Here is a 26,250-nt window from a genome sequence, read left to right on the forward strand (position 1 = left end):
TAAAAGCATGCATTTTTTTTATAAAATGGAAGGAAGCAGAGGTGAATAATATGGATGCATCAACTATAGAAGAAATCATAAACAAATTAAAGGATAAAGAGATCACAGAGTACTATGTAAAAAAAGAAGATTTTTTAACGTTTCGCTCAGTCATTGTTAATAGGGATGATTTTAAATATATTAGAGGAATTGCCCAAAGAGGGGGAGATGTCATTTATCAATATTTAACTGAACCTAGAAGTTAAAAAAGGTTTGTTTTTTATACATGTGATATAGTAAAAGAATCCTAAAAAATATGTTATTCTAATGGATATCTATATTACATATAAGAGTGATGAAAAAGGAGATCGATGAAAATGATAGAGAAAAAATTTATAGTAACTTCACCAACAGGGATTCATGCTAGACCAGCCACACAATTGGTACAAACAGCGAGCAGATTTACTTCCGATATTCAATTAGAGTATAAAGAGAGAAAAGTAAATCTGAAATCGATTATGGGTGTAATGGCATTAGCAGCAGGCAAAGGTGCGGAAATTACGATAATTGTTGATGGTAATGATGAAGAAGCGGCCATTGATCAACTTGCGACAATGCTTAAAGAAGAAGGTCTTGCGGAATAATGGCTTTCTTACAAGGGATACCTGCATCAGAAGGAATTGCTATTGCAAAAGCTTTTCGCTTTGAGCCAATTGATGTGAAGATCGAGTGTGAAAAGGTTGAAAATAGTACAAAAGAAGTTAACTCTTTTTTTGAAGCACTCGAAAAAACCGTTGATGAATTAAAGCAAATTAAAGAGCATGCGAGTACCGAGGCAGGAATTGAAAATGCGACAATTTTTGATGCACATCTTCTTGTTTTGAGGGATCCGGAATTAATTGAACCAGTGGTTGATCGGATAATAAAGAAACAGTATAATGCAGAATTTGCTGTGAAAGAAATAACCGATCACTATATTCATTTATTATTACAAACTGAAAACGAGTATTTAAAAGAAAGAGCAGCAGACATTAAAGATGTTGCCAATCGATTGCAGGCACATCTTTTAGGGATACCTGTTTTAAACCCAGCTATGGTGGCGGAAAATGTAATTATTGTATCCGAAGATTTATCACCATCAGACGCAGCGCTTTTGAATCCCAGCAAAGTGAGAGGGGCAGTGACAAATGTGGGGGGTAAAACCTCTCACGCTGCGTTTATTGCCCAATCGCTTAATATTCCCTCTGTCGTGGGTACAAAAACGGCCTTAGGAGATATCGAGAACGGAGATGTACTTGTAGTCGATGGCTATACTGGTATCGTTCATATTAATCCAACGCCTGAATTGATTGAAGAATATGAAAAGAAACAGGAACAGACTTTAAGAGATTTGTCCGAGCTATCTTGGTTAGCAAAAGAAAAAACGATTTCACTCGATAAGCAATATTTCTCTGTTGTTGGAAACATCGGTAGCATGGAGGAAGCAAAAGGAGTAATCGAGCACGGGGGAGAAGGAATCGGCTTATTTAGAACAGAGTTTCTTTTTATGGAAAAAAAGCAATTACCGACTGAGGAAGAACAATTTCAAGTTTACAAATCGGTTCTAGAATCGTTGGAGGGCAAACCTGTAGTTGTTCGAACAATTGATATTGGTGGCGATAAAGAACTGCCATATTTAAAATTATCAAAAGAAATGAACCCTTTTTTAGGTCTACGGGGAATACGCTTCTGCTTAGGAGAACAATCCATTTTACGGACACAGTTACGCGCATTAATAAGAGCCAGTGCGTTTGGAACATTAAAGATTATGTTTCCCATGGTTGCTGTTATTGAAGAGTTTAGACAAGGGAAACTTATGTTCAAAGAAGAATGTGAGAAACTAAAAGAAGAAGGAGTAGAGATTGGTCATATCGAGCTTGGTATGATGGTCGAAATTCCAGCTACTGCACTAATGATTGAGGCATTTGCAAAAGAAGTAGATTTTATTAGTATTGGTACGAATGATCTTATTCAATATACATTGGCTGCCGATCGATCGAATGAGCAAGTGTCGTATTTATATCAACCTTACCACCCTGCAATTTTACGACTCATCAAAAATGTCATTGATGCTGCCCATAAAGAAGGGAAATCAGTCAGTATTTGCGGTGATATGGCGGGTAATGAGGTGGCAATCCCGTTATTAGTGGGAATGGGCTTAGATGAGTTCTCTGTACACTCAGCAGCCATTATTAAGACAAGAGCACATATACGTAAATTAAATAAGTCAGAAATTGAGAAAAAAATAGATATGCTCCTTAATTTGCCGAATGCTGTTGAAATTGAAGAGGCACTTGAAAATTTTTTCTATAAAAAGTTATAAAAAATGGTTTATGTACTGACTGATGTGGGTAATTTTTAAATATGCACTTAAGAAAACCTTAAGTCAGCTAAATCATTCTCATTTTCCCCTTATTAGCTAGCCGATTGGCTAGCTTTTCTTTTTGTTCTAAACACAGATATTTAGGAGGAACAGGCGACTTATTGTCTGGTGTATGAGGGTGTTTACGTGAGGTCAATTTTCTATCTCGTTCAATAAGAGTATAGGGTATATAAAAAACCGAACAAAGTAATTGTTCGGTTTCAAAAGTATTGCAAAAACTTATAACGATTTTATTTATTTCTTTTGAATTGTGATTGACCAAGCTGCATCTCCAAGTTGTTCAAAGTTGGTTACTTTATGACCTGCTTCTGCAGCCCAGCGTGGGAGACTTTCAGTTGCTTGTGTACAATCAAATTGAATAATCAGTTCATCTCCTGATTGAATCGTTTCAATGGCTGATTTTGCTTCTACTAATGGAAATGGGCAAACTTGACCCATTACTTCTAATGTTTTTTGCATATTTGTTTCCTCCTATATAGCTTGTTGTGATGGCGTACTTTGAGAAGCACGTCTTTTTTGTGGTCTAACATAGACAAAGTAGGCAGCGGTCCAGGTACCTAAAATAATAAATAAGAGACCGATCCAGCCTTGCCATGTCATCATTGATGTCATTACTAGTCCATTACCTATTGAACAACCACCGGCAAGGCTAGCGCCGAACCCCATCAATAATCCACCAATAAAACTGTTTATACCTGTTTTTTTATCAGGCATTCTAAAACGAAATTCCTTGCTGCCTTTGGCTGCGATAAATGATCCAAGGAAGATTCCTAATACAAGAAACACTCCCCAGTTAATAAATGCAGCATCACCAATCACTAAATATTGTAGAATGTTTGCAGACGGAGTTGTAATGCCTAAACCAGACATTCTACCTGTAGCAGCGCTTAGTGGCCATGCAAGGAGAGCGATTAGCCCTACAAGGATGGCAGTGACAAATGGATGCCATCTTTTTTCAAACAATAAATGATTAAGACCAGTACGTTTAGGTTTTAAAGATGGTATCGCAATTTTAGGCTTTCTAAGCTCTCGATAAACAAGACCGCCAGTTATAAGTAATAAAGCGACGATGAATATCCAGTTGCTTACACCAAATGTAGCAGCAATTGAGTTCTCTGGTAAAGTAATTGAACTTATTTCTGTATTTACAGGCGCGAGTACACCCGTTTTCATAACCGCAGCCATTAACATATAAGCGAACAGTGCAATCCAACTACCTAGTAAACCCTCTCCCGCTCGATACCAAGTACCAGTCGCACAACCGCCGGCTAATACGATGCCAATACCAAATACAAAAGAACCAAATATGACACCTAACCAAGCAAAATTACCTGCAGTAAAATCAATGATTCCTAATTGAATAAGTGTAAACACGCCAACACTTTGCACACAAATGGCAATGAGTAAGGCGTAAAACATACGATTATCTTTTGCGATGAACATATCACGGAAGCCCCCTGTTAAACAGAAGCGCCCTCGTTGCATAACAAAGCCTAATAGCGCACCGCAAATTAATCCAGTTATTAACATTTGTATCATATTTATCCCCTCTAATTCCGAGTAAACTTATAAGCCTTTACGATTTATGATGATAAATGATAGACAGAAATATTGTCAAGGGTTTTATAAGTAATTGAAAATTGAGATATGAATAATTACTGTTAAGTTTGGCGATAACTGGATTTATGGTGTCTGAAAGGGGAGTAGAAAAATGGTGAGTCGTCGAATATTTATCGTATGCCTTGTCTTTTTTCTTTGTGGGTGTACGAGTAATGATCAGCAATCAATTATTAATCATCACGCAGATGCTTTATTGACAAAAACAAATGAATTACAATTTAGATTTCAATTAAACGATAAAGTTTTATTAGAAGAAGAATCTTACATGATTAAAGTCAATATCCATCATAAAGAATTAGCCTTAGCTTTAGGGGCAGATGAAATCTTTTATGGAAATGAAAACGGACAGGCAGTAGAAGTAATTGAACCTGAAGGGAAGAAAGATCTCTTCATCTATATGGAACCCATTCCATTGCAAAGAGATTTGCATGTTTTTGACATTGAAAATATGATTGAGAATCAAGCTGTTTCTATCGAAATAATCAATAATGAACAGAGTGTGGCGAAAGGTTATTTAACTCATTTTTCTTCACAACTTTGATGAGTAACACCGCTACTCTTAAAGCGATATCTTTCAAATAGTAAATATAAATGATAGAATAATCAATATATTTATTTTGAAGGAGAGAGAGAATGAATAAAGAAGAGACGAAGATTGGTTTTATTGGCACAGGAGTGATGGGGAAAAGTATGGCGCTCCATTTGATTAAAGCAGGATATACAGTCCTTCTCTTTTCACGCACAAAAGAAAAAGCAGCTCCTTTAATATCTCAAGGTGCTAGTTGGATAGATTCACCTAAAGAATTAGCCAAACAAGCAAACATTGTTATTACTATGGTAGGTTATCCAGATGATGTGAAATCCATCTATCTAGGTGAAGATGGTTTAATCGAAAATGCAAATCCACATACTTATTTAATCGATATGACCACGTCAACTCCTACTCTTGCGAAAGAAATTGCAGAAAAGGCGAAACAAAAAGAGATGTATGCAATTGATGCGCCTGTTTCAGGTGGAGATATAGGTGCTAAAAATGGCACCCTTTCTATTATGGTAGGTGGTGATGAAGCTGCCTATCAGTCGATATTCCCTATACTTCAATATATGGGGGAAAACATTGTCTATCAAGGAGTGGCTGGAGCGGGACAACATACGAAAATGGCCAATCAAATAGCGATAGCCTCGAATATGATCGGTGTTTGTGAAGCGATTATTTATGCTGAAAAGGCAGGATTAAATAGCGAGAACGTTTTGAGAAGTATCACTAGTGGGGCAGCGGGAAGCTGGTCACTTTCTAATCTTGTTCCACGAATGATTTCTGGTGATTTTTCTCCAGGTTTTTATATAAAACACTTTATTAAAGACATGACCATTGCCTTAGATGAAGCGGAAAAAATGGGCATGGAAACACCTGGCCTAAGCTTAGCGAAAGAAATGTATGAGAAATTAGCTACAGACGGAGAAGGGGAAAGTGGAACACAGGCATTATATAAATATTGGGAAAGATAATACTTTGTAAAAAGAAAGCTTTGCCGGCAGGAAGAGGCCGACAAAGCTTTTTTTATTGTATTTCTAGAAAAGAAGCTAATCGATTTAAGCCTTCTTCCAATGTAGCCATTGAATAAGCATAAGATAATCTAAAATAACCTTCTCCGTAAGAGGAGAAAGCACTGCCTGGCACGACAGCGACACCTGAATGCTTCACTAATTGTAAACAAAAATCAAATGAGGATACTTTTTTCAATGGGATTTTAACGAAAAAGTAAAACGCTCCGTTCGGTTTAACCACCTCAAGATTCATCTCTGTTAGTCGCTGAAAAACGTAATCCCTTCTTTTCTTGTATTCTTCTTTCATTGGAAGAGCGTCGTCTATCCCTTTTGTTAATGCTTGTAGCGCAGCCATCTGCGAGATAGATGAGGCGCAAGTGACATTATATTGGTGAACTTTTAAGATATGCTTAGCTATTTTTTCTGGCGCAAATAATAGTCCAATTCGCCATCCGGTCATGGCGTGTGATTTTGATAATCCGTTAATGACAATGGTTTGTTCTTTTAATATCGATCCAATGGAGAAATGTTGAGAATCAAAGCTTAACTCACTATAAATTTCATCGGCAATAATAAATATATCCTTTCCTCTAACTAGATGAGCAATCTCTTCAATTTCACCTTTAGATAAACTGACACCAGTTGGGTTTGATGGGTAAGGTAAAATAATTGCTCTCGTGTTTTCGTTGATAAGAGGAAGAATGAGGCTAGCGGTCATTTTAAATTGATTTTTTGTTATATCTGCATGAACGGGAGTTGCCCCGCAGAGGCGAATAATCGGCTCATAGCCGGGATATACCGGACCAGGAAGAATAACCTCGCAATTTTCATCTAATATCGTTCTTAGAGTAATATCTATTGCTTCACTAGCTCCTGAAGTCACAATTACTTCAGTTGACGGATCATAATTCAGCTGATATTTTTCTTTGACAAAATCAGTTGCTGCTGCTCTTAATTTCAAATCACCCGCATTATGTGTATACGATGTATAATCTTCATCAATCGCTGATTTAGCTGCTTCTTTTACATGTGTGGGTGTAGAAAAATCAGGTTGTCCGATCGTTAAAGAAATCATATCTTTTGTATCTGAGACCATATTAAAGAATTTTCTAATACCCGAAATTTCAATGGATTTAACTTTTGGATTAACTAAATGTTCCAATGGATTCACCTCAAATTAAAAATAATGAAGAACGTTTCAATGATATTTATATGTACTTTAGTTAGATCAACCATTTACGAAAAAAGATGACTAAATGACTTTTTGAGAATTCATGGTTTTATCTTTTTATTGTACAAAAGTTTTACCCATGGATAAACCTTTTTATTATGTCGCATTTTTTACAATCTTTTTATTGCTAATAAATAAGGTTTTTGCAAAAAATTGCTAAAATAAATTCTAAAAAATGGTATGATGGAAGAAAAAAATTGCCGAATCTCAAAATGCAAATGTAGAGGGGAGAATGAGAGTGGAAATAGAAAGAGGATTAAAAAAGAAAAAAGGAAATCAATCGTGGAAGGCATATTTAACCTTACCCATCATTTCATGGGCATTATATGATTTTGCGAATACGATTTTTTCATCCAATATTAATACCATTTTTTGGCCATTTTATATGCAGGAAATCATTGGTAATAATGAAGTGCAAGAACAATTAGCGAATACTTTTATTGCCTATGCCAATTCAATCGCCAGTTTTTTATTAGTGATTTTTAGTCCATTGTTTGGGGTCCTCATTGACCGAACGGGTAGAAAGAAAAGATATATCGTTATTTTTACTTTGTTGTCAGTAAGCTTTACTATTCTAATGGGCATATTTGCAGAGGTGAATTTGACTAGTACCATCATGGGTATTCCTTTATACCTGGCTCTCGTAATAGTCTCATTTATTATAGCGAAGTTTTTCTTTCATTCGAGTCTTGTTTTTTATGACACGATGATAGCTGATTTAGGAAAAAAAGAAGATGTTCCTCTCATATCTGGATTTGGTGTTGCGATCGGATATTTAGGTACATTATTGGGGTTAACTGTATATTTATATGTTGGAAACAGTGATTTCCATAAGGCTTTTATACCAACTGCCATTTTATTTTTATTATTTTCATTACCATTATTCTTTTTTATAAAAGATAAACCGAAAAAGGTTCAGGTTGAAAACAAAGCCTCTTTCTTGTCAGGGTATAAAGAGATTTATAAAACTTTTAAAGAAATAAAGTCACATCGTGTTATTTTCACATTTATGCTTGCTTACTTTTTCTTAAATGATGCCTTAGCAACAACAATTGCAATGATGGCGCCTTATGCGAGCACCATTGTTGGCTTTTCTGCAGGTGAATTTATTCTACTGTATTTAGTATCAACTGTATCAAGTATTATTGGTTCTTTTATTTTTGGTTATATTACCAAATCAGTTGGTGCTTATCGGGCAATTAAATATGTAAGTCTGCTCTTATTAATTGCTTTAATTATTGGTACTTTTGCTTTTAATGAATGGATGTTCTGGATTGCTGGTAGTATGTTTGGAATCGCTCTTGGCTCCATGTGGGTAACATCAAGAACTTATATTGTCGAACTTACACCAGAAGATAAAAGAGGCCAGTTTTTTGGATTATTTGCGTTTTCAGGCAAAGTTTCATCTATTATTGGACCGTTTATTTTCGGAACGATTACGTATCTGCTTGCTTCTTACGGTAGTATAGCTAGTAGGTTTGGAATGGGCTCTTTAATCGTCTTAACGCTAATTGGATTATTCTTTTTAAATAGGATTAAGCCTGAAGAGAACTAAAAATGTACTTCTTCTTATCTATACTTATTGGTTTTTGCCGATATAAGCTTAGAGTAAGAAAAAGATTGAGAGGAAGACGTTAATATGATTTCAGAAAGACAGTCAGTTGTAGAAAGTGGCATGAATGAACTAGAAATAATCGAATTCAAGGTAAATCATCAACATTATGGAATGAACGTTTATAAGGTCAAAGAAATTGTTGCACCTTTGGCGATTACGCCTATTCCACATGCCCATCCATTTATTTTAGGGATTACGCAACTAAGGGGTGAAGTTTTGCCCGTTATTAGCTTGAGAAATGCATTGGTTTCCAATCAAGAATTGTATACAAATATCGTTAAAGATGACAGTAGTTTTCTCATTGTAGAGTTTAATAAACAAAAGGTGATTTTTCATGTAGATGAAATCAGGCAGATTCATCGTCTGTCATGGGATAAAATTGAAAAACCAGATGATATTTATAATAATGAGGATAGTTATACACTTGGTGTAGTAAAACAATCAGAAAATATGATTCTCATGCTTGATTTTGAAAAAATCCTGACGAATATCAATCCAAATATTGGTTTTTCTAAAGATGATTTAAAAGCGGATATAGCAGGAGATAAACAGAAGGCGAGCATTGTTATTGCTGAAGATTCCCCAATGTTACGCAGTATATTAAAAGAAACATTAAATAAGGCTGGATTTCAGGAGCTACTTTTCTTTGAAAATGGAGAAGAATGTTATAACTATTTAGCATCTGAGGAAAATAAAGTGGATCTTGTCATTACAGATATAGAAATGCCATTAATGAATGGTCACTTTCTTACAAAATATATAAAGCAAGATAGTAAACGGCAATCCACACCCGTAGTTATTTTTTCATCGCTTATCACTGACGACCTTTTACATCAAGGAAAGAAGGTCGGAGCTGATGCACAAGTAAGTAAGCCGGATATACAAAATCTTGTAAATGTCATCTTAGAGTTATTGTAAATAAAATATCAGAGCAGCACGTTATTCATTTCATGTTCTCAGAATCCATCACAAAAAACTGGGAGAATAGTATTTACCCAAGTATAAAACCCGAACTTTGATGTGCTCTCCAATAGGTAGACAGGTTGAAAATCTGACTAATTACGGGGGAGTTCAAATTGGTTCGGGATTGTTTTGCTTTTTTTGGGTGAATAAACTAATGCTCAGTCATTTCTTTTTCATTTAAAAAGGTAAGGTACTATTTTAGAAGTATGATTCCCCTAGTTTTTTAAATACAGGCTTTTCATATTTATTTGATTTACGATTATTTGGATGATGTTGGCCTTCTTTCAAACCGGTATAAGTCATGAGTAGCTTTTTGGCTTGGCTTAAAGAAATAGAGGAGCGTGGATTTCTTACTGACGAGTCCAGGTTTCCTAAATGGGGCAATTCTGTAAAATCCATTTTTGAAGGTGGTAAGTGAAAGGTGTAGGCACCACATTTAATTAATACGTCTGATTGTTGTTGGCTATTTTTTGGGTTTCGTGAATAATGTAGGCCAATCTTTTTTGCTTTACCTTCCTTAAGAAGCTTTTGTAGCGAATCATGTTTCACTTTATATAAAAACTTCGGATTTGGAGCCGTTTTGGCGTGACGGTTAACGGTGAAGATTGCTTGTGAGAGGTTTTCTACCGTTGGTTTTAACTGAGGGTGGTGCTCATTACTTGCAGAGTTCAATTGAAGTACTCCTTTCATATTTTAGAAAAAATTAAATTGTTAGTATACATTATACCCCTTTTTAAGGAAATACAAAAGGGTAAGTTGAAATGCCCTTTACATTTGTTAAGTAATAAGGACTGAAGTTCCATTGGGAACGAAACTAGCCAATTCCAATACATCTTTATTATGCATTCTAATACATCCTTTCGAAACAGCTTTACCAATTGAACTTGGATCGTTTGTACCGTGAATACCGTACCCCTTTTTAGAAAGTGACAGCCATATTGCCCCAAATGGACCTCCAGGGTTTGGTTCACGGTTCACGATAACGAACTGACCTACAGGTGTAGTTGTTAACATTTTACCAATTGCAATCGGATATGTTTTCACTAATTGCCTGTTATTGTATAAAGAAAGCGTTCTTTTTTCTTTGGATACGACAATAGAATAGGGGATATCAGATGAATTAGGGAGTCCAGGGATTACTATTTGTTGCCCGATATAAATAAGTGATGGATTGACAATAGCTGGGTTTGCTAATAGTAATTGGTGATAAGGTATACGGTAGTTTGCAGCAATTAGTTGCATCGATTCTCCGGGTTGAACAATATGATACATTTTCTATCCATCCTTTCTAGAGAAGGGTATGATATGTATATGTTATTAGAAGTTGTCACATACATTCTTTTTAAGGATAGGTATGTAGGTAGATTATTTTAAGGTGAGTGTTCATTAAAAATGAAAAACTCACCTAACATGATAAAAAGGCGATGTTATTCACTTTTTAAAGTGAAAATTGTTAATTCAGGCCGACAGAGGAAACGAAAAGGTAGTCTTGTTGTCCCAATTCCTCTATTAACATATAATTTAAGTGGTTTTTCATCTCCTACATCATAAAAACCTTCATAATAAATTTCTCCAAAAGGTGGCTTTACCAGTGCACCGATGAAGGGAATTTGAATTTGTCCACCGTGGCTATGGCCACTAAATTGAAAGTCTACATGATATTGACTTGCTTCCTCAGCTAAGTCAGGGGCATGCGAAAGGAATATATGATACCCGTCATTAGGTATGTCCGCAAAAGTAGTTTGGAAATTTGGTTTACCGAGCATCGCATCATCAATGCCTGAAATATATATACTTTCATTATTGATGGTCACTTTTTTACTCTCGTTAAGTAAAACCTCAAAACCCGAATCTTCCATTATCTCTCTGTAAATATCAGAACCATATCCACCGTGATCATGATTGCCATAGATAGCAAATTTACCAATCGATGCTTTTAGTTTTGATAATATGGGAGCAATTTGATTAATGTACGGATACTCATTCGGTTTGTCCATTAAATCTCCAGTAAAAAGTATTAAATCAGGCTGGTATGAGTTAATTTTATTCATTAATTTCTCGAGTTCAGTTAAGTCATAGTGAAAGCCTAAGTGTGTATCACTGAATTGTACTATTTTTAAATTATGAAAGGAGTGGGGTAATTGAGATTTGATGATGTTATGATGATTTACTTGTAAGTATTTTGGCTCAATATCACGTGCATAAAAAAAGCCACCTGTACCGATAGCGGCTAGAGCTACGAAAGATCCCATACTTTTTTTCAAAAAACTTCTCCGATTCATTTTTTCTGCCATTACATTATACCAACCAATCTCTTTAATATACTCTCTCATACTATCAAATATATGAACGAAAAAACAGCAAAGACCTATATTTCCAATCATTGATAACAAATTGTAATAATTAACTAGAAGTAAATTGTACCAATAGATAGGTTAATATCTTTTAACATAGATATTAAAATTTTAATTTTCGACCTATTGGCAATATGTATGTAAGAATATGCTATAATGGGATATCGTATTAAAAAGTTTAGATAAATGGGAGTGCCTCTTTATGGAACCATTAGAAATCCTACAAGACAGCAAACAAATTATTCCGTATTTTTTTCCGATATTTAGTGCGGACGAGCATAGAATTATCGGATATGAAGTGATGGGTAAGTGTATAACTGAAGATAATGAGATCGATTTGAAGTCATTTCTAGCTGACGATTCCATACCAGAAGAATATCGTAATAAAGTCGATGATATTTTGTTGGAAAAAGCGTTAGAGCATGCTATTCAAATGAAAGATGATGTAATGATATATATTAATCGAAATGTTGACTTACTATTAAATCAAGATAGTGAGCATCTACTTAATATTTTAAAAAAATATGAGAAGCAAGGTATTGCGTTAGATCGAATTGTCATCAGTATGACGAAAAAAACGCCTATCGATGATGATTTTGACTATTTGGATCATTTCATTAGCTATTATCGTACATATGGTATAAAAATAGCCATCGATAACTTAGGAGAAGCGAATAATAATCTAGAGCAGATTGGGAAATTAGCACCAAATATTTTAAGAATTGATTTAAAAGCTTTACGTTCTTCCTCAAATAATCATCATTATCAAGAAATTCTTTATTCTCTTTCGATGTTAGCCAGAAAAATTGGAGCAACATTATTATTTGAAAACATCGATATGGATTTTCAACTGCAATTTGCTTGGAGGAATGGAGGCAGGTATTATCAAGGAGACTATTTGCATAAAGCTGGAAGTGTATTTGTTGATCGAGATATCCTAAAGGAAAAATTAAAAGAGAAGTGTCATCAATTTATCACTTATGAGAAGAAAAAATTGCACTCATTACACACAATAACTGAAAAGTTTAACGAAACGATGGCAGAATACTTACAGAAAAATCATGTATATGAATCTTACGTGCCATTCCTGACAAAACTAGCATTGAAGTTAGATCATGTTGCTTTTAGGTTATATATTTGTGATGAAGATGGTTTTCAGCAAACACCAAATATTTTCAAGAAAAATAAGCATTGGATACAACAAGATGAATACTTACATAAAAATTGGAGCTGGAGACCATATTTTTTAGAGCATATCATGCGCATGAAAAATAATAAAAAAGGTTTATTGTCAGATCTGTATACGGATATTGAGACGGGGGAAACCATTAGAACTTTTTCTTTTCCATTAACAGCGACAGAGTATTTATTCGCAGATCTTTCCTATGATTTCTTATATGAAAGAGACGGGCTATTATAGATAAAGGCAATATCAACCAGCATAAAACAAACTATAGCGCACATCCTATCATTACTAGAACGCATTTTTTAAAGGAGTGAATTTAGGGTGAGCGGCTGGTTAATTGCTTTAATCGTTATTTGTTTAGCTATCATCGTTTGGTCATTGTTTTCCACTACATCTTTATTAAAGGAAAAAGCATCAACGAATAAAGAACTAGATGCAGATATCCCAGATGAGGTGAAAAAAAGACCTTATATATTTAATCCTATTCTTGTTGCTTATATCGTTTTTTTTGTTGCTTTAGTGGCTATCACTATATTTTTTGTTTTTCGGTAAATACTGTTTAAAAAGGCTTCCTATTTTTCAAGGGAGCCCCTTTTTGTTCCGAGACTATTCTTTAATCTCTAATAATTCTTTTAGCTTTTCTAAATTAAACCCGCTAACCACTTCGTTTCCGATTACGACCGTTGGGGTGGAGTAGGAATGATATGTTTGTGTAAGTTCTTTCATTGCCTTAGGGTCTTTTTTTATATCTTTTTGTTCAAAGGAAAAACCGTAGTCTTTTAAAAACATTTTAGTGATTTCACATGGCGGGCATTCTGGTTGTGTGTAAATAGTAATTGTTTTCACGTACAAACATTCCTCCTGAAAAGTCGAACTTTGAAAAAATCTGGACTTTTTTTGTTCTTTTACTTGTGTAATCATATCATATTAATTATCCTGTTAATATTGGTATGTGAAAAAACGGTTACTGACCGCTTTTTAGAAGTAGGATAAAAACATGCCTAGAGAGAAACCTTAAGTTAAAAGGGTTGTTCTGGAAAGGAGATAAACAATTGTCACAATTACAAGGCATATTGACTAGATTAAAAAATTTACAGGAGCAAGCAACTGGCTCAGAACCTACACAAAGATTCTTTGAGGTGAATGGTGAAAGAAAATGCCAAGTTACTTTTCACCCGAAAAACGAAACATTCGAATTAGAAGTTTACAATGACAAAGAAAAACCTAAACGTTATCAATTTGATAATGTTGATATGATAACAATTGAAGTGTTCGAGCTCATTCAGTAACTTTTATAAGCGAAGAGACCAATGAAATGGTCTCTTTTTTTATTGGATTTAACCATTAAGCCTGAAGAAGGCGAAACATAAAACCACCTGTCCTTACTTACATGGGGATAGCGAAAAGCACAAGTTCATAACGAGGCTAGAAGATTGTTCAAGCCTCATGCAAATTTAAAAAATACATGATATCACCTAAGATATGAATCGGTATTATTATTTTTCAGCGCCTAAATAATTTCATTGTTCTTCGGTCACCCTATAAACGAGGTGATGTGATATGGTACCAGAGGTTATTTGTCCAAACTGTGAAAGAAGAGCGAAGATGGATAAAACACTTACTGCGCAATCTAACCAAAACTTAATCTTTCATTGTCCTTACTGTCAATATCGTAGTAGAAATATTCATACAAGTAAAGGATAGGATTATGGGGTAAAAATAAGGCAGATATGAGGAAACTATGATAAAATCATAATTGAATACAAATCATTAAAGTTTGAGGAGTTTTCAAATTATGATCAGTCTCCACAGTGAAGAATTTTTAGAAATTGATATTAAAGACTTGCTTATCCCTTCAGAGCGAGTGGCACATGTTCAAATCGGCAATAACTTAGAACACACACTTTTAGTTTTAACGAAAAGTGGTTACACAGCTATTCCTGTCTTAGATCCTCACTATAAGCTCCATGGATTGATTAGTACTCCAATGATTATGGAATCTATTCTTGGATTACAGAGAATTGAATTTGATCAATTGGAAGAAAAGCGTGTAGAAGAATTTATGAATCATGATGTACCACGCCTAAACATTAATACTTCTCTTAAAAATGCCACAGGACTGTTAGTCGATCATCCATTTATTTGTGTTGAAGATGATGAAGGGTACTTTGAAGGTATTCTTACCCGTAGGTCCTTATTAGTACAATTGCAAAAAGCTTTGCATAGCAAAAAGAAGAAGGACTAAAGAGCTCCCGAATGATATTGGGAGCTTCCGTATGTCAAAATTATGTAAGCAAGCCATTATCCGTATGTGATGGTGAGAGATGTGAGTTTAAAGGTGGTGAACGTCAAAGGTGGCTTCTCTATCGGAATTCCATATGTTAAGTGTTCTTGCACAAGAAATGAATATGCGCAAAGCAGCTGAACGTCTATTTGTATCACAACCAGCTCTTTCTCAAAGGTTACAAAATATCGAGAAAGAATGGGGTAGTAAATTATTCGTACGATCTCAAAAGGGATTGTCCCTAACACCAGCAGGTGAAATGGTCATCAAATTTGTTAATGAAGTCGTGGTAGCAGAGGAAAAGGTAAAAGAATCGATTCAGTCTTTAAATACTGAGGTATACGGGACATTGAAAATAGCTGTTGCTTCCATTGTCGGTCAAAATTGGTTACCTCAAGTATTAAAGAAATTCGTTAATCGCTATCCGCAAGCGAAAATATCATTAATTACAGGCTGGAGTAGTGAGATTTTAAGATCACTTTATGATGACGATGTACATATAGGTATTATTCGCGGGACGCCAGATTGGAAAGGTGTTAAAATACCTTTGTTTAAAGATAGTCTTTATCTTGTTGATACAGAGATTAAAGATACGAATCAAATATTAGAAACCGATAGACCCTTTATTCAATTCAAAAGTGATTCAAATTATTATCAAGAGATCCAAGATTGGTGGTTAAGGAAATTTAAAACGCCACCGAAAAGGACGATTGTAGTTGATCAAATTGAGACATGTAAACAGATGACGTTAAATGGAATTGGTTATGCGATATTGCCTGCCATTACATTAACCGGGATGGAAAAAAATATATTTATTAGCCCCTTAGAGGATGAAGACGAACAACCTATTAGTCGGGATACATGGTTACTCGGATATGAATCAGCTTTTGAGTTGAAACAAGTACAAGCATTTGTAGAATTAATAAAGCAACACATAGCTGAAGAGCAAAATAGATAATTTCACTTGTTTTCAATGCGTTAGTTTGTTAAATTAATTCTAGTTAGTTATACATATATGAACATTAAAGGAGGAATTACAATGAAAATGATGGATGCAAATGAAATCATTTCTTTTATTCAAAATAGTACTAAATCCACACCTGTAAAAGTGTATATTAAAGGTGATTTAGAGAATATTGATTTTGGTAGCTCAAGTCAAACTTTTATTAATGGTCAAAGTGGTGTCGTGTTTGGCGAATGGGCTGAAATTGAACAAGCAATTAAAGATAACGGAGCGAAAATTGAAGATTATGTAATCGAAAATGATCGCCGTAATTCTGCTATTCCATTATTAGATATGAAAAACATTAAAGCACGTATTGAGCCAGGTGCAATCATTCGTGATCAAGTTGAAATTGGTGACAATGTTGTCATTATGATGGGTGCTGCTATTAATATTGGTGCTGCTATTGGTGACGGAACAATGATCGATATGAATGTCGTTCTTGGTGGACGAGCAACTGTCGGTAAAAACTGCCACATTGGAGCAGGCTCAGTATTAGCAGGAGTCATTGAACCACCATCTGCAAAGCCGGTTATTGTTGAAGATGACGTAGTAATTGGTGCAAATGCAGTTATATTAGAAGGAGTAACCGTTGGTAAAGGTGCTGTTGTTGCAGCAGGTGCAATTGTAATTGACGACGTAGCACCTAATACAGTTGTAGCTGGTACACCAGCAAAGGTCATTAAACAAATTGATGACAAAACAAAATCTAAAACAGAAATTAAGCAAGAACTTCGACAACTTTAATAATAAGGTAAAATGAATATAGAAGAAGCGTGGAAGTTTATTTCCACGCTTTTGTATATGGAGGAGAATGTTTGTTGAATGATAATCAATTTGTGAGCATACGCCGAGACTTGCATAAGATACCGGAACTAGGATTTCAAGAAGTGAAAACCCAAAAATATTTATTAGATTATATCGCCTCATTGGATCAAACGCGAATGGAAATAAAAAAGTGGAGAACGGGTATTATTATAAGGGTAAAAGGCTTAAATCCTTCAAAAACAATTGGTTACAGAGCAGATATTGATGGGTTACCAATTGATGAGGAAACAGAGTATCCTTTCCAATCCATACATAAAGGAAATATGCATGCTTGTGGTCATGATTTTCATATGGCAATCGCACTTGGGGTATTAACTAATATCGTCAATCATCCAATCAATGATCATACGGTATTTATTTTTCAACCAGCTGAAGAAGGACCAGGTGGTGCTAAGCCGTTATTAGAATCAGAAGAATTTCAACAATGGAAACCTGATATGATCTTCGCTTTGCATATTGCACCTGAATATCCAGTTGGTACAATCGCTGTGAAAGAAGGCTTATTGTTTGCTAATACGTCAGAATTGTTTATCGATTTAAAAGGAAAGGGTGGTCATGCAGCGTATCCTCATCAAACAATAGATATGGTCGTAGCGGCATGCTCGTTAGTTAATCAACTTCAGACCATTGTTTCAAGAAATATTGACCCTCTTGATAGTGCTGTTGTAACAATAGGAAAAATCACTGGTGGTACTGTGCAAAATATTATTGCTGAAAATGCAAGAATAGAGGGTACAATCAGAACGCTCTCACCAACATCGATGAACAGAGTAAAACAAAGAATCGAAGCACTTGTACAAGGAATAGAAGTGGGGTATGAATGTCAAACAACAATCGATTATGGAAGTAATTATTATCAAGTATACAATGATGAAGTGTTAACAGCCGATTTCATTCAATTCACAGAAGGCCATGAAGAGGCAAACTTATTCTTGTGTAAAGAAGCAATGACAGGCGAAGACTTTGGTTATATGCTCCGTGAAATTCCCGGTTTTATGTTTTGGTTAGGGGTCAATTCCCCATTTGGCTTACACCATGCCCGCCTTAAGCCGGATGAAGAAGCAATTGATCTAGCGATAAACTATATCGTTGATTACTTGAACTATAAAGGTAATAGTGCATAATCATTTCATATTAAGTCGAGCGTGCGCTCAATTATTTTCATCACCTAGCTTTTTTTGATAGTATAATATTATAGATAGTATATTGAATAAATTAGAATGAATCCTAATTTAAATTCATTTTAAATTATCTTGACTATTAGCAAGTGAAAAGGTATAATTATTATCGATAAACAAGATGCAAATGAGAATGTAAATAACAATTCTTGTTTAGTACATAATTACTGGAGGGAATTATTCATGGCAGAACGTATGGTAGGAAAACAAGCACCAAGATTTGAAATGGACGCTGTATTAGCTAACAAAGAATTTGGTAAAGTAAGTCTTGAAGAAAATATGAAAAACGATAAATGGACAGTTCTTTTCTTCTACCCAATGGATTTCACTTTTGTTTGCCCAACTGAAATAACTGCAATGTCAGATCGCTATGATGAATTCGAAGATCTTGATGCAGAAGTAATTGGTGTATCAACAGATACTATTCACACTCATTTAGCATGGATTAATACGGATCGTAAAGAAAATGGACTTGGTGACCTTCATTATCCATTAGCTGCTGATACAAACCATGTTGTATCACGTGACTATGGTGTCTTAATTGAAGAAGAAGGTGTAGCACTTCGTGGGCTATATATCATCAACCCTGAAGGAGAGTTAATGTATTCAGTAGTTAATCATAACAACATTGGTCGTGACGTTGATGAAACACTACGTGTACTTCAAGCACTTCAAACAGGTGGCCTTTGCCCAGCTAATTGGAAACCAGGGCAAAAAACTTTATAATTTTTTATAAAGCCTTATAACCCATATTTGGGTAACAGAAGAAAAGAGGCCTAACATTCGTTTGTTAGGCCTCTTTTCTTCAAAGCAATTAAACATGAAGGGAGATTAACTAGATGAAATTACGTGCGCCGATGCCAGAATTAACGGGAGCAACAGAATGGTTAAATGGACAAGTGACAAAAGAGGAGCTAATTGGTGAAAAACCAACGCTCATTCATTTTTGGTCTATCAGTTGTCATCTATGTAAAGAAGCCATGCCTCAAGTGAATCAATTTAGAGATGAATATAGCGAAAAGTTAAATGTGATTGCTGTTCATATGCCAAGATCTGAAGATGATTTAGATATAGAAGAAATTAAAAAAGTGGCTGCCGAACACGATATCACACAACCGATTTATATTGATAGTGAACATAAATTGAATGATGCCTTTGAAAATCAATATGTCCCTGCTTATTATGTATTTGACAAAGCGGGTGTCCTTCGTCATTTTCAAGCAGGTGGAAGCGGAATGAAAATGTTAACAAAGCGCGTAAATCGCGTGTTGGATGAAATGGAGAAATCTGAATAATAGTTAGTGTAAGGGCTGAGATCTAATAATCTCAGCTTTTTTCTATTAAATCCGAAAAGATAAAATGAATCCTTACATTTATGGCTTTTTCTTTCATAAATGTGGTAGAATAATGTTCGTTAATAGGTGATAATTCGGAGGTTTGACGGATGAGAAAAAACTTTGTTGTGATTGGTTTAGGACGATTTGGTGGTAGTATTTGTAGAGAGCTAACGGAACAAGGTATGGAAGTGATGGCCATTGATTCGAATGAGGCAAGAGTGAATGAGTTTTCAGTTATTGCTTCTCACGCTGTAGTAGGTGATACAACAGATGATGCCGTCATTAAAAGTTTGGGTTTACGTAACTTTGATCATGTCATTGTGGCCATAGGAGACGACATTCAAGCAAGTATATTGACAACACTGATGTTAAAAGAAAATGGCGTTAAAAAAGTAACGGTTAAAGCTCAAAATGATTATCATGGCAAAGTATTAAGTAAGATAGGGGCAGACGTCATTGTTCACCCTGAAAGAGATATGGGGATTAGGATTGCTCATAAGCTAGCCTCCAATAGTATCCTTGACTATTTAGAGTTATCTGATGAACATAGCATCGTTGAAATTGAAGCAAATGAAAGAATTGGCGGTCATTCGATTATTGATTTAGATATAAGAGCAAAATATGGTGTGAATATAGTAGCGATAAAACGCAGATCAAGTATTATCGTCTCGCCACAAGCAACGGAAATTATACAATATAAAGATGTCCTTATTGTCATTGGGGCAGATAATGATATTAATCGTCTAGAGAAAAAAATGTTAAGTTAATAAAAGCATTCGAGGTAAACTCGAATGCTTTTTATCATACTTCCATAATGATAGGTAGGATCATTGGACGGCGTTTTGTTTTTTCATATAAGAACGGAGCAAGTGTATCCGTAATTTCATTTTTAATCTCAGACCATTGTGTTGTTTTTCTTTCCATCACTTTATTCAAATGTTTAGCGATTAAGGATTGTGCATCATTGATTAGGTCGCCAGATTCTCTCATGTATACAAAACCTCTAGAAATCAAGTCTGGGCCTGCAGAAATCTTAAACTCTTTCATGTTAATACTAACCACAACCACAACTAATCCTTCTTCCGATAGAATACGGCGGTCACGTAGAACAATATTTCCGATGTCGCCAATACCATTTCCATCGATATACACATTTCCTGATGGGATTTTTCCAGCAACTTGAGCAGTCTGGTCACTGAGAGCTAGCACATCTCCATTGTCCATGATAAAAATATCTTCTTCCTTCACACCGCAATCTATAGCTAGTCCAGCGTGCATTTTTTGCATGCGATATTCACCGTGTATTGGCATGAAGAACTTTGGTTTGATTAATCTTAACATTAGCTTTTGCTCTTCTTGCCCACCATGTCCTGATGTGTGAATGTTATTTAATTTACCATAAATCACTTCAGCGCCAGCGCGTGAGAGGCGATCGATGGTTCTACTTACACTAATCGTATTACCAGGTATAGGTGAAGAAGAAAAGACAACAGTATCACCAGGGTGAATCTGTATTTGACGGTGTGTACCATTCGCGATTCTTGAGAGTGCTGCCATCGGTTCGCCTTGACTTCCTGTACATAGGATAGTGACTTGGTTAGCAGGGAGGCGATTGATTTGCTGTGCATCAATAAATGTATCTTTTGGTGCAGTAATATAACCAAGCTCTTGACCAATATTGATTGCAGCTTCCATACTTCTTCCGAACACTGCGACCTTTCTTCCATTTCTAACAGCTGCTTCTGTCACTTGCTGAAGACGATGAATGTTTGAAGCGAAGGTAGCAAAAATAATTCTACCCTCTACTTTACGGAAAATATCTTGAATGCTATCTCCGACTTTTCTTTCAGACATTGTAAATTCAGGAATTTCACTATTTGTACTATCCGAAAGTAAGCAAAGGACACCTTCTTTACCAATTTCAGCGATTTTTGTTAAATTAGCAGGTTCGCCAACTGGTGTAAAATCAAATTTAAAGTCTCCAGTATGAACAACTTGGCCTGGAGGAGTTTTTACAACAATCCCATAAGAATCTGGGATACTATGTGTTGTTCTAAAGAATGTCACAGACGTTTTTCTGAATTTAATGATATCATCTTCTTGAATCTCATATAATTTCGTCTGTCTTAGTAAACCATGTTCTTCTAGTTTGTTTTTTAATAATCCTAGTGCTAGTTTACCGCCATAAATGGGGATATTTATCGTTTTTAATAAATACGGAATCCCGCCGATATGGTCCTCGTGTCCGTGCGTAATAAACAAACCTTTAATTTTATCTTCATTTTTTTGTAAATAAGTGTAGTCAGGAATGACATAATCTATCCCTAATAATTCATCTTCTGGAAACTTAATACCCGCATCAATCAGGATAATTTCATCTTGGAATTGTACTGCATACGTATTTTTTCCGATCTCTCCAAGACCACCAAGAGCGAATACAGCAGTCTGGTCATTTTTAACAAATTTCATAAATTATTCAATCTCCAATACTTTAAAATCTTGATGGCCTTGCTCATAAGTTAAGTAGTCACCTTCAACTGCTGTAACAAACTCAATATTGATTGGACGCGTTTTTAGTTTCGTACGAACGTCCCTTTCATTTTTTCCTTCGACATACACGGTTTTTGTGTGCTCACGTACAGGCACTTCTTTCGCGGACTCTTGATAGTAAACTTTAAATAACATAGGGTATCTCTCCTTATTCCGTAGTCTTTATCTATATTTTTTAAAAAGTAACATGAGATATAGGATAAGAGATCGCCACATGTCAGTATATAAAGTAAAAAAGGCTACTCATTCATTATTATTTACTTTTAGTAATGGTTACCGACTATGGGTAACAAAGGCCTTTTATAAGAATCAGTGTTTAGCCTTATTTTCTTATCTTTATATCGTTAACTCAGATAATTTATAGACTAAGCCAAACATTGGTCTTATATACTTAACATCGTCGGATTTCTTAACACAATCTTATGTATTTACTTAGTTAAAGCGTTAATTGTATAATAAAATTAAATCAGTCTTAAGGCTTTCATCATCATGCCCATTCTTATTTATGTCTAAAACAGTGACTTTTTATTTTGCGAATTGCGATTTCATTTCTGTTTGTCATGTATGTAATTAAGTGTATTGATTATAAATTTACAATAATGAAGGAGCCCTCCGCAAGTTTGAAGGGCTCAAAATCCGTTTTTCACTACTATTTGTCATACTTTAAACACTTTTCGATTCAATTCCCTTAATCCTATTGTATACGATATGCGTGTAAAGTAAAGCCTTCGGTTAGAGTTTTAGTAAAAAATGTTATTGAATTGAAGTTGTTTGACATATTATACAAGAAGGTTATATGGTTGAGTGGCAGGAATCGTAACAACGGAATCATTTATAATGTAGGTAGTAAAAGGAGTCATATGATGAAAATTGTATTTTTTGATATAGATGGGACATTGCTTAATAAAGATAATATTATACCAGATTCAACGAAAAAAGCGGTCAAGCAATTACAGGAAAATGGTATTTATGTAGCGATTGCTACAGGCAGAGCTCCGTTTATGTTTAAGCATATTAGAGAGCAATTAGATATTGAGTCTTTTGTTAGTTTTAACGGGCAATATGTTGTATTTGAAGGAAACGTCATCTATAAAAACCCATTGAATAAAGATCAGTTGAGACAATTAGAGAAACATGCACACCAAAATGGCCATCCAATGGTCTATTTAAATGAAGAGACAATGAAATCATCTGTTTCTCATCATCCATACATTCAAGAAAGTATGGATAGCCTTGATTTTCCACACCCTGAAGAGGATGGCACTTTCTATGAAAAGAAAGAGATTTATCAGGCACTTGTTTTCTGTAAACATGAGGATGAAAGCCTATATGTGGACGGATATGACGACTTTGGATTTGTAAGATGGCATCGTGTATCTACTGATGTTGTCCCAACTGGAGGGACAAAAGCAGAAGGTATAAAAGAAATGATTAAGCGACTTAATATCAGTATGGAAGATGTATACGCTTTTGGTGATGGTTTGAATGATATTGAAATGCTTGAGGCCAGTGGTGTCGGTATTGCTATGGGAAACGCTTTACCGGAAGTTAAAAAAGTCGCAAATATGGTGACAGAACATGTAGACGAAGATGGGATATGGAAGGGTTTAAGAAAGGTAGAATTAATTTAAAAGTAGACTTAAGTAAAATTTAAATGAGGTTGGGACATAAGTATTCTAGCTAATGATTTATCCGAATGATTAGGAGTTATAGCATCTAATCATTCGGTTTTTTGTTGATTTGAACCCTTATATGAAAAGAATAGTGAAATGGAGCGGAAGACACTCGACTCCTGCGGGAAATAGAGGGAAAGCTGAGACACCACAGGCAATGCCTTAGGACGCTCAGCCCCTCCCCGCGGAAAGCGAGAGAACGTGAGCGCAATGGAACGGAATTTTTTGCAAATGATGTTTTAAGTTCAATTTGTTATTGTTCTTTTTTGAGGTTAGCTCATTTAGTTATGTCCCAGCCTCATTTCTATGTCCTTCACATTCTCTCTATCGCAATGGCATTCTCAATAGGTTTGAATGGGTCTTGTTGATTTATATGATCATAAAACATTACGCCATTTAAATGATCAATTTCATGTTGGAAACAAATAGCAGGTAACCCTTTTAATCTTATTTTAACTTCCTCATTGTCAATAGTATATCCTTTAACTGTAACTCGTGCATACCTTGGAACAAATCCTTCAATTGCTTCATCAACTGAAAGACAGCCTTCACCAGCAGTTAAATACGCCTTCTCAACTGAATGGCTAATGATTTTGGGGTTAAAGAGTGCATAACTGATTAAGTTGTTTTTTTCATCTGTACAATGAACGGCAATCATTCTTTTCGAAACATTTATTTGTGGAGCTGCTAACCCTATTCCTGGCCGTAATCCATATTGCTCCGCAATGGAAGGTTTTTGACTATTTTGTACGTACATCATCAATTCGTTTAATAGTTTCTTGTCCTCTGAAGAAGCTGGTAACATAACCTCTTCGGCTACTTCCCTTAACACGGGGTGACCATCTCGGACAATATCATTCATCGTTAACAAAATCTCAACACTCCTTGAAAAGTTAAATATCATGTTTTTATATTTAAAAGATCTATTGAAAAGTTTTGTGAAATAAGGATTGCTTATGTTCCCTATCTTTTCAATCGACAAAGTAATGAAATAAGTTTACCAAACAATATTGAAAAAGTTAATCTAATCATTTTACTTAATTTGTATGTAAAGGTGTAGATATTATCTACACCCTCGCAAATACTAGTTCCAAAGAGCTGCCCCTACAATAATTAGTAAAATAAAGAGGACGATAATTAAGGCAAATCCACTTCCTCCACAACCGTATCCGCAACCAGCATTACCGTATCCATAGCCATACATAGTTTATACCTCCAAGTTTTTTTCATTTTCATCCATAGCGGACGATTAGTATAGGCTATGACCATAGAAAGCAAGTTGTATGGGCCAGCGCCTAATGCATAGTTAAAAATAACAAGAATATATATAGTACAAGTTAATAATTGTAAAATGTTTAAAGTATCGATATAGTAGAAGGGATAAACGACAAATTTTTTATAATTAGACAAGTTTATGCAAGATAGATACATAATAGTCTAGACGAATTGAGGGAGGGATAGGATGTATAAGAAAGTAAAGCTCATCGGATTAACAATGGTCGCAAGTATCATTTTCCTAGGTGGTTGTAGTCAAAGTCCGAAAGAAGAGCTGCTAAATACGTTAGAGGAAGTTGCACAAGCTGAACAAGAATTTAAAAATCAACAGGAGCCTCTTGTAGAAATTGAGAAAAAAGAAAAAGAAATTTATGATCAAATTATTGCCTTAAGTATGAAAGAATTCGATCAAATTAAAGAACTTTCAAATGAGGCGATTGAGCTTGTTAATGAAAGACAAGACTTAATGAAAAATGAAGAAGAAAGCATTACAGCTTCGCAAAAAGAGTTCGAAAAAACGGATAAGCTCATTAATAAAATTGAAGATGATGATTTAAAAAAGTCAGCTAATGAATTATATGATGTGATGATGCAACGTTATGATGTACATAGTGAATTATATAAACATTATATGAATTCAACAGAAATGGACATCGAATTGTATGAGCTATTTAAAAAAGAAGATGTCACGTTAGAACAGCTTGAATCCCAAATTGAGAAGATTAATCAATCATACGAAAAGATTGTAGAAAACAATGAAACATTTAATGAGAAAACGGAAGAATATAATGATAAGAAGCTTGTATTTTATAAAGATGCTGGCATAGAAATTGAAGAGGAAAAAGAATAGTATACAATTAATAGAGAATATGACAACGAGCAAATTCAATTATGGATTTGCTCGTTGTTTGTTTTATATTATCTTATCAAAAACTTTACTGTTTTTTAGTGAGAGAGATAAACAGGATTCATTCCGACTATATCAATACGCGAGAAAGGGAAGTAGAAGAAGTAAGTTATTTAATAATAAAAATAGTCGAATTATAACTCTTTTTGTGAAAATTATCTTTATTATAACAGATGGGTAAAACCTCTTTTTTTATAGTACAGATTAAAACAGTTAAAGTTTTAAATTTTCATTTATTATTATTCAAATTGATTTAAAACCAAAAAAATAAAGGTTTTCACAATTGACGAATGAAAA

General features: G+C 34.8%; 31 protein-coding genes. 20 read left to right on the forward strand and 11 right to left on the reverse strand.

Annotated elements, in window-relative coordinates; all coding sequences use genetic code 11:
• Nucleotides 1-50 precede the first annotated feature (50 nt).
• The 3 genes from MHH73_RS08560 to ptsP all read left to right on the forward strand — a co-directional run bounded on the left by MHH73_RS08560 (nt 51) and on the right by ptsP (nt 2,341).
• A complete protein-coding gene (locus tag MHH73_RS08560; protein ID WP_191812578.1) occupies nt 51-245 on the forward strand; it encodes a hypothetical protein in 195 nt (64 codons plus the stop codon).
• A gap of 111 nt (nt 246-356) precedes the next feature.
• Entirely contained in the window at nt 357-623 is a 267-nt protein-coding gene (locus tag MHH73_RS08565; RefSeq protein WP_191812576.1) for a phosphocarrier protein HPr, read from the forward strand.
• Nucleotides 623-2,341, forward strand: coding sequence for a phosphoenolpyruvate--protein phosphotransferase (gene ptsP / locus MHH73_RS08570; RefSeq protein ID WP_225230476.1), 1,719 nt, complete (start codon nt 623-625; stop codon nt 2,339-2,341). The genes MHH73_RS08565 and ptsP overlap by 1 nt, the downstream gene beginning before the upstream one ends.
• Nucleotides 2,342-2,635: 294 nt before the next feature.
• Here the strand turns inward: ptsP and MHH73_RS08575 are convergent, their stop codons facing one another.
• Nucleotides 2,636-2,860 carry a sulfurtransferase TusA family protein gene (locus MHH73_RS08575; protein WP_191812574.1) on the reverse strand — a complete coding sequence of 75 codons (225 nt, stop codon included), beginning with the start codon at nt 2,858-2,860 and terminating at the stop codon, nt 2,636-2,638.
• Nucleotides 2,861-2,872: 12 nt separating this feature from the next.
• Nucleotides 2,873-3,940: a YeeE/YedE family protein gene (locus MHH73_RS08580; protein WP_191812572.1), complete on the reverse strand. Its 1,068-nt coding sequence runs from the start codon at nt 3,938-3,940 to the stop codon at nt 2,873-2,875.
• Between the two features lie 172 nt (nt 3,941-4,112).
• Here MHH73_RS08580 and MHH73_RS08585 point away from each other — a divergent pair, with 172 nt between their 5' ends.
• Together MHH73_RS08585 and MHH73_RS08590 are read left to right on the forward strand one after the other, a co-directional pair.
• On the forward strand, nt 4,113-4,562 hold the full coding sequence (locus tag MHH73_RS08585) for a hypothetical protein (RefSeq protein WP_191812570.1): 450 nt from the start codon (nt 4,113-4,115) through the stop codon (nt 4,560-4,562).
• A 92-nt stretch (nt 4,563-4,654) separates the two neighbouring features.
• Nucleotides 4,655-5,530, forward strand: a complete 876-nt coding sequence (locus tag MHH73_RS08590; RefSeq protein WP_341066159.1) for an NAD(P)-dependent oxidoreductase — start codon at nt 4,655-4,657, stop codon at nt 5,528-5,530.
• A gap of 52 nt (nt 5,531-5,582) precedes the next feature.
• Here the strand turns inward: MHH73_RS08590 and MHH73_RS08595 are convergent, their stop codons facing one another.
• Entirely contained in the window at nt 5,583-6,731 is a 1,149-nt protein-coding gene (locus tag MHH73_RS08595) for an aminotransferase A (protein WP_191812565.1), read from the reverse strand.
• 301 nt (nt 6,732-7,032) lie between these two features.
• Between MHH73_RS08595 and MHH73_RS08600 the strand changes: the two genes are divergently transcribed.
• Both MHH73_RS08600 and MHH73_RS08605 read left to right on the forward strand, forming a co-directional pair.
• On the forward strand, nt 7,033-8,355 hold the full coding sequence (locus MHH73_RS08600) for an MFS transporter (RefSeq protein WP_191812563.1): 1,323 nt from the start codon (nt 7,033-7,035) through the stop codon (nt 8,353-8,355).
• 84 nt (nt 8,356-8,439) lie between these two features.
• Nucleotides 8,440-9,333 (forward strand): chemotaxis protein CheV, encoded by an 894-nt coding sequence (locus MHH73_RS08605; RefSeq protein ID WP_191812561.1) that lies wholly within the window; start codon nt 8,440-8,442, stop codon nt 9,331-9,333.
• Nucleotides 9,334-9,576: 243 nt separating this feature from the next.
• Here the strand turns inward: MHH73_RS08605 and MHH73_RS08610 are convergent, their stop codons facing one another.
• The 3 genes from MHH73_RS08610 to MHH73_RS08620 all read right to left on the reverse strand — a co-directional run bounded on the left by MHH73_RS08610 (nt 9,577) and on the right by MHH73_RS08620 (nt 11,672).
• Nucleotides 9,577-10,068 carry a YkyB family protein gene (locus MHH73_RS08610; protein WP_445662519.1) on the reverse strand — a complete coding sequence of 164 codons (492 nt, stop codon included), beginning with the start codon at nt 10,066-10,068 and terminating at the stop codon, nt 9,577-9,579.
• Nucleotides 10,069-10,155: 87 nt separating this feature from the next.
• Entirely contained in the window at nt 10,156-10,650 is a 495-nt protein-coding gene (locus MHH73_RS08615) for a L,D-transpeptidase family protein (RefSeq protein WP_191812557.1), read from the reverse strand.
• 155 nt (nt 10,651-10,805) lie between these two features.
• Nucleotides 10,806-11,672, reverse strand: a complete 867-nt coding sequence (locus MHH73_RS08620; protein WP_191812555.1) for a metallophosphoesterase — start codon at nt 11,670-11,672, stop codon at nt 10,806-10,808.
• 262 nt (nt 11,673-11,934) lie between these two features.
• On the opposite strand from MHH73_RS08620, the gene MHH73_RS08625 reads away from it, so the two are divergent.
• Entirely contained in the window at nt 11,935-13,152 is a 1,218-nt protein-coding gene (locus MHH73_RS08625) for an EAL domain-containing protein (protein WP_341066170.1), read from the forward strand.
• 87 nt (nt 13,153-13,239) lie between these two features.
• A complete protein-coding gene (locus MHH73_RS08630) occupies nt 13,240-13,470 on the forward strand; it encodes a hypothetical protein (RefSeq protein WP_191812551.1) in 231 nt (76 codons plus the stop codon).
• Between the two features lie 54 nt (nt 13,471-13,524).
• Here MHH73_RS08630 and MHH73_RS08635 read toward each other — a convergent pair whose 3' ends face one another.
• Nucleotides 13,525-13,764 (reverse strand): glutaredoxin family protein, encoded by a 240-nt coding sequence (locus tag MHH73_RS08635; protein WP_191812549.1) that lies wholly within the window; start codon nt 13,762-13,764, stop codon nt 13,525-13,527.
• Nucleotides 13,765-13,970: 206 nt separating this feature from the next.
• On the opposite strand from MHH73_RS08635, the gene MHH73_RS08640 reads away from it, so the two are divergent.
• The 9 genes from MHH73_RS08640 to MHH73_RS08680 all read left to right on the forward strand — a co-directional run bounded on the left by MHH73_RS08640 (nt 13,971) and on the right by MHH73_RS08680 (nt 20,315).
• Entirely contained in the window at nt 13,971-14,207 is a 237-nt protein-coding gene (locus tag MHH73_RS08640) for a YkuJ family protein (RefSeq protein WP_191812547.1), read from the forward strand.
• Between the two features lie 271 nt (nt 14,208-14,478).
• Nucleotides 14,479-14,622 carry a hypothetical protein gene (locus tag MHH73_RS08645; protein ID WP_191812545.1) on the forward strand — a complete coding sequence of 48 codons (144 nt, stop codon included), beginning with the start codon at nt 14,479-14,481 and terminating at the stop codon, nt 14,620-14,622.
• A 91-nt stretch (nt 14,623-14,713) separates the two neighbouring features.
• Nucleotides 14,714-15,163: a cyclic-di-AMP-binding protein CbpB gene (cbpB, locus tag MHH73_RS08650; RefSeq protein ID WP_191812543.1), complete on the forward strand. Its 450-nt coding sequence runs from the start codon at nt 14,714-14,716 to the stop codon at nt 15,161-15,163.
• Between the two features lie 109 nt (nt 15,164-15,272).
• Entirely contained in the window at nt 15,273-16,160 is an 888-nt protein-coding gene (locus tag MHH73_RS08655) for a LysR family transcriptional regulator (RefSeq protein WP_318245456.1), read from the forward strand.
• Between the two features lie 81 nt (nt 16,161-16,241).
• Nucleotides 16,242-16,952, forward strand: a complete 711-nt coding sequence (gene dapD / locus MHH73_RS08660) for a 2,3,4,5-tetrahydropyridine-2,6-dicarboxylate N-acetyltransferase (RefSeq protein ID WP_191812541.1) — start codon at nt 16,242-16,244, stop codon at nt 16,950-16,952.
• Nucleotides 16,953-17,026: 74 nt separating this feature from the next.
• Nucleotides 17,027-18,157: an N-acetyldiaminopimelate deacetylase gene (locus MHH73_RS08665; RefSeq protein ID WP_341066177.1), complete on the forward strand. Its 1,131-nt coding sequence runs from the start codon at nt 17,027-17,029 to the stop codon at nt 18,155-18,157.
• Between the two features lie 237 nt (nt 18,158-18,394).
• Nucleotides 18,395-18,937, forward strand: a complete 543-nt coding sequence (locus tag MHH73_RS08670; protein ID WP_191812537.1) for a peroxiredoxin — start codon at nt 18,395-18,397, stop codon at nt 18,935-18,937.
• Between the two features lie 113 nt (nt 18,938-19,050).
• On the forward strand, nt 19,051-19,506 hold the full coding sequence (locus tag MHH73_RS08675; protein WP_191812534.1) for a TlpA disulfide reductase family protein: 456 nt from the start codon (nt 19,051-19,053) through the stop codon (nt 19,504-19,506).
• A gap of 149 nt (nt 19,507-19,655) precedes the next feature.
• Nucleotides 19,656-20,315: a potassium channel family protein gene (locus MHH73_RS08680; protein ID WP_191812532.1), complete on the forward strand. Its 660-nt coding sequence runs from the start codon at nt 19,656-19,658 to the stop codon at nt 20,313-20,315.
• A gap of 34 nt (nt 20,316-20,349) precedes the next feature.
• On the opposite strand, the gene rnjA is transcribed toward MHH73_RS08680, so the two are convergent.
• Together rnjA and MHH73_RS08690 are read right to left on the reverse strand one after the other, a co-directional pair.
• Nucleotides 20,350-22,017 (reverse strand): ribonuclease J1, encoded by a 1,668-nt coding sequence (rnjA, locus tag MHH73_RS08685; protein ID WP_191812530.1) that lies wholly within the window; start codon nt 22,015-22,017, stop codon nt 20,350-20,352.
• 3 nt (nt 22,018-22,020) lie between these two features.
• Nucleotides 22,021-22,233, reverse strand: coding sequence for a DNA-dependent RNA polymerase subunit epsilon (locus MHH73_RS08690; protein ID WP_191812527.1), 213 nt, complete (start codon nt 22,231-22,233; stop codon nt 22,021-22,023).
• A 725-nt stretch (nt 22,234-22,958) separates the two neighbouring features.
• Between MHH73_RS08690 and MHH73_RS08695 the strand changes: the two genes are divergently transcribed.
• Nucleotides 22,959-23,729 (forward strand): Cof-type HAD-IIB family hydrolase, encoded by a 771-nt coding sequence (locus tag MHH73_RS08695; protein WP_341069714.1) that lies wholly within the window; start codon nt 22,959-22,961, stop codon nt 23,727-23,729.
• 355 nt (nt 23,730-24,084) lie between these two features.
• Here MHH73_RS08695 and def read toward each other — a convergent pair whose 3' ends face one another.
• Complete coding sequence (def, locus tag MHH73_RS08700) at nt 24,085-24,642, reverse strand: peptide deformylase (RefSeq protein ID WP_191812525.1); 558 nt, start codon at nt 24,640-24,642, stop codon at nt 24,085-24,087.
• 213 nt (nt 24,643-24,855) lie between these two features.
• Nucleotides 24,856-24,975 carry a YjcZ family sporulation protein gene (locus tag MHH73_RS08705; protein WP_191812523.1) on the reverse strand — a complete coding sequence of 40 codons (120 nt, stop codon included), beginning with the start codon at nt 24,973-24,975 and terminating at the stop codon, nt 24,856-24,858.
• A 258-nt stretch (nt 24,976-25,233) separates the two neighbouring features.
• Here MHH73_RS08705 and MHH73_RS08710 point away from each other — a divergent pair, with 258 nt between their 5' ends.
• Nucleotides 25,234-25,896 carry a YkyA family protein gene (locus MHH73_RS08710; RefSeq protein WP_341066186.1) on the forward strand — a complete coding sequence of 221 codons (663 nt, stop codon included), beginning with the start codon at nt 25,234-25,236 and terminating at the stop codon, nt 25,894-25,896.
• The last annotated feature ends 354 nt before the right edge of the window (nt 25,897-26,250 follow it).

Source organism: Cytobacillus sp. FSL K6-0265, assembly GCF_038003465.1.
In the GTDB taxonomy this organism is placed as follows: Bacteria; Bacillota; Bacilli; order Bacillales; family Cytobacillaceae; genus Cytobacillus; species Cytobacillus stercorigallinarum.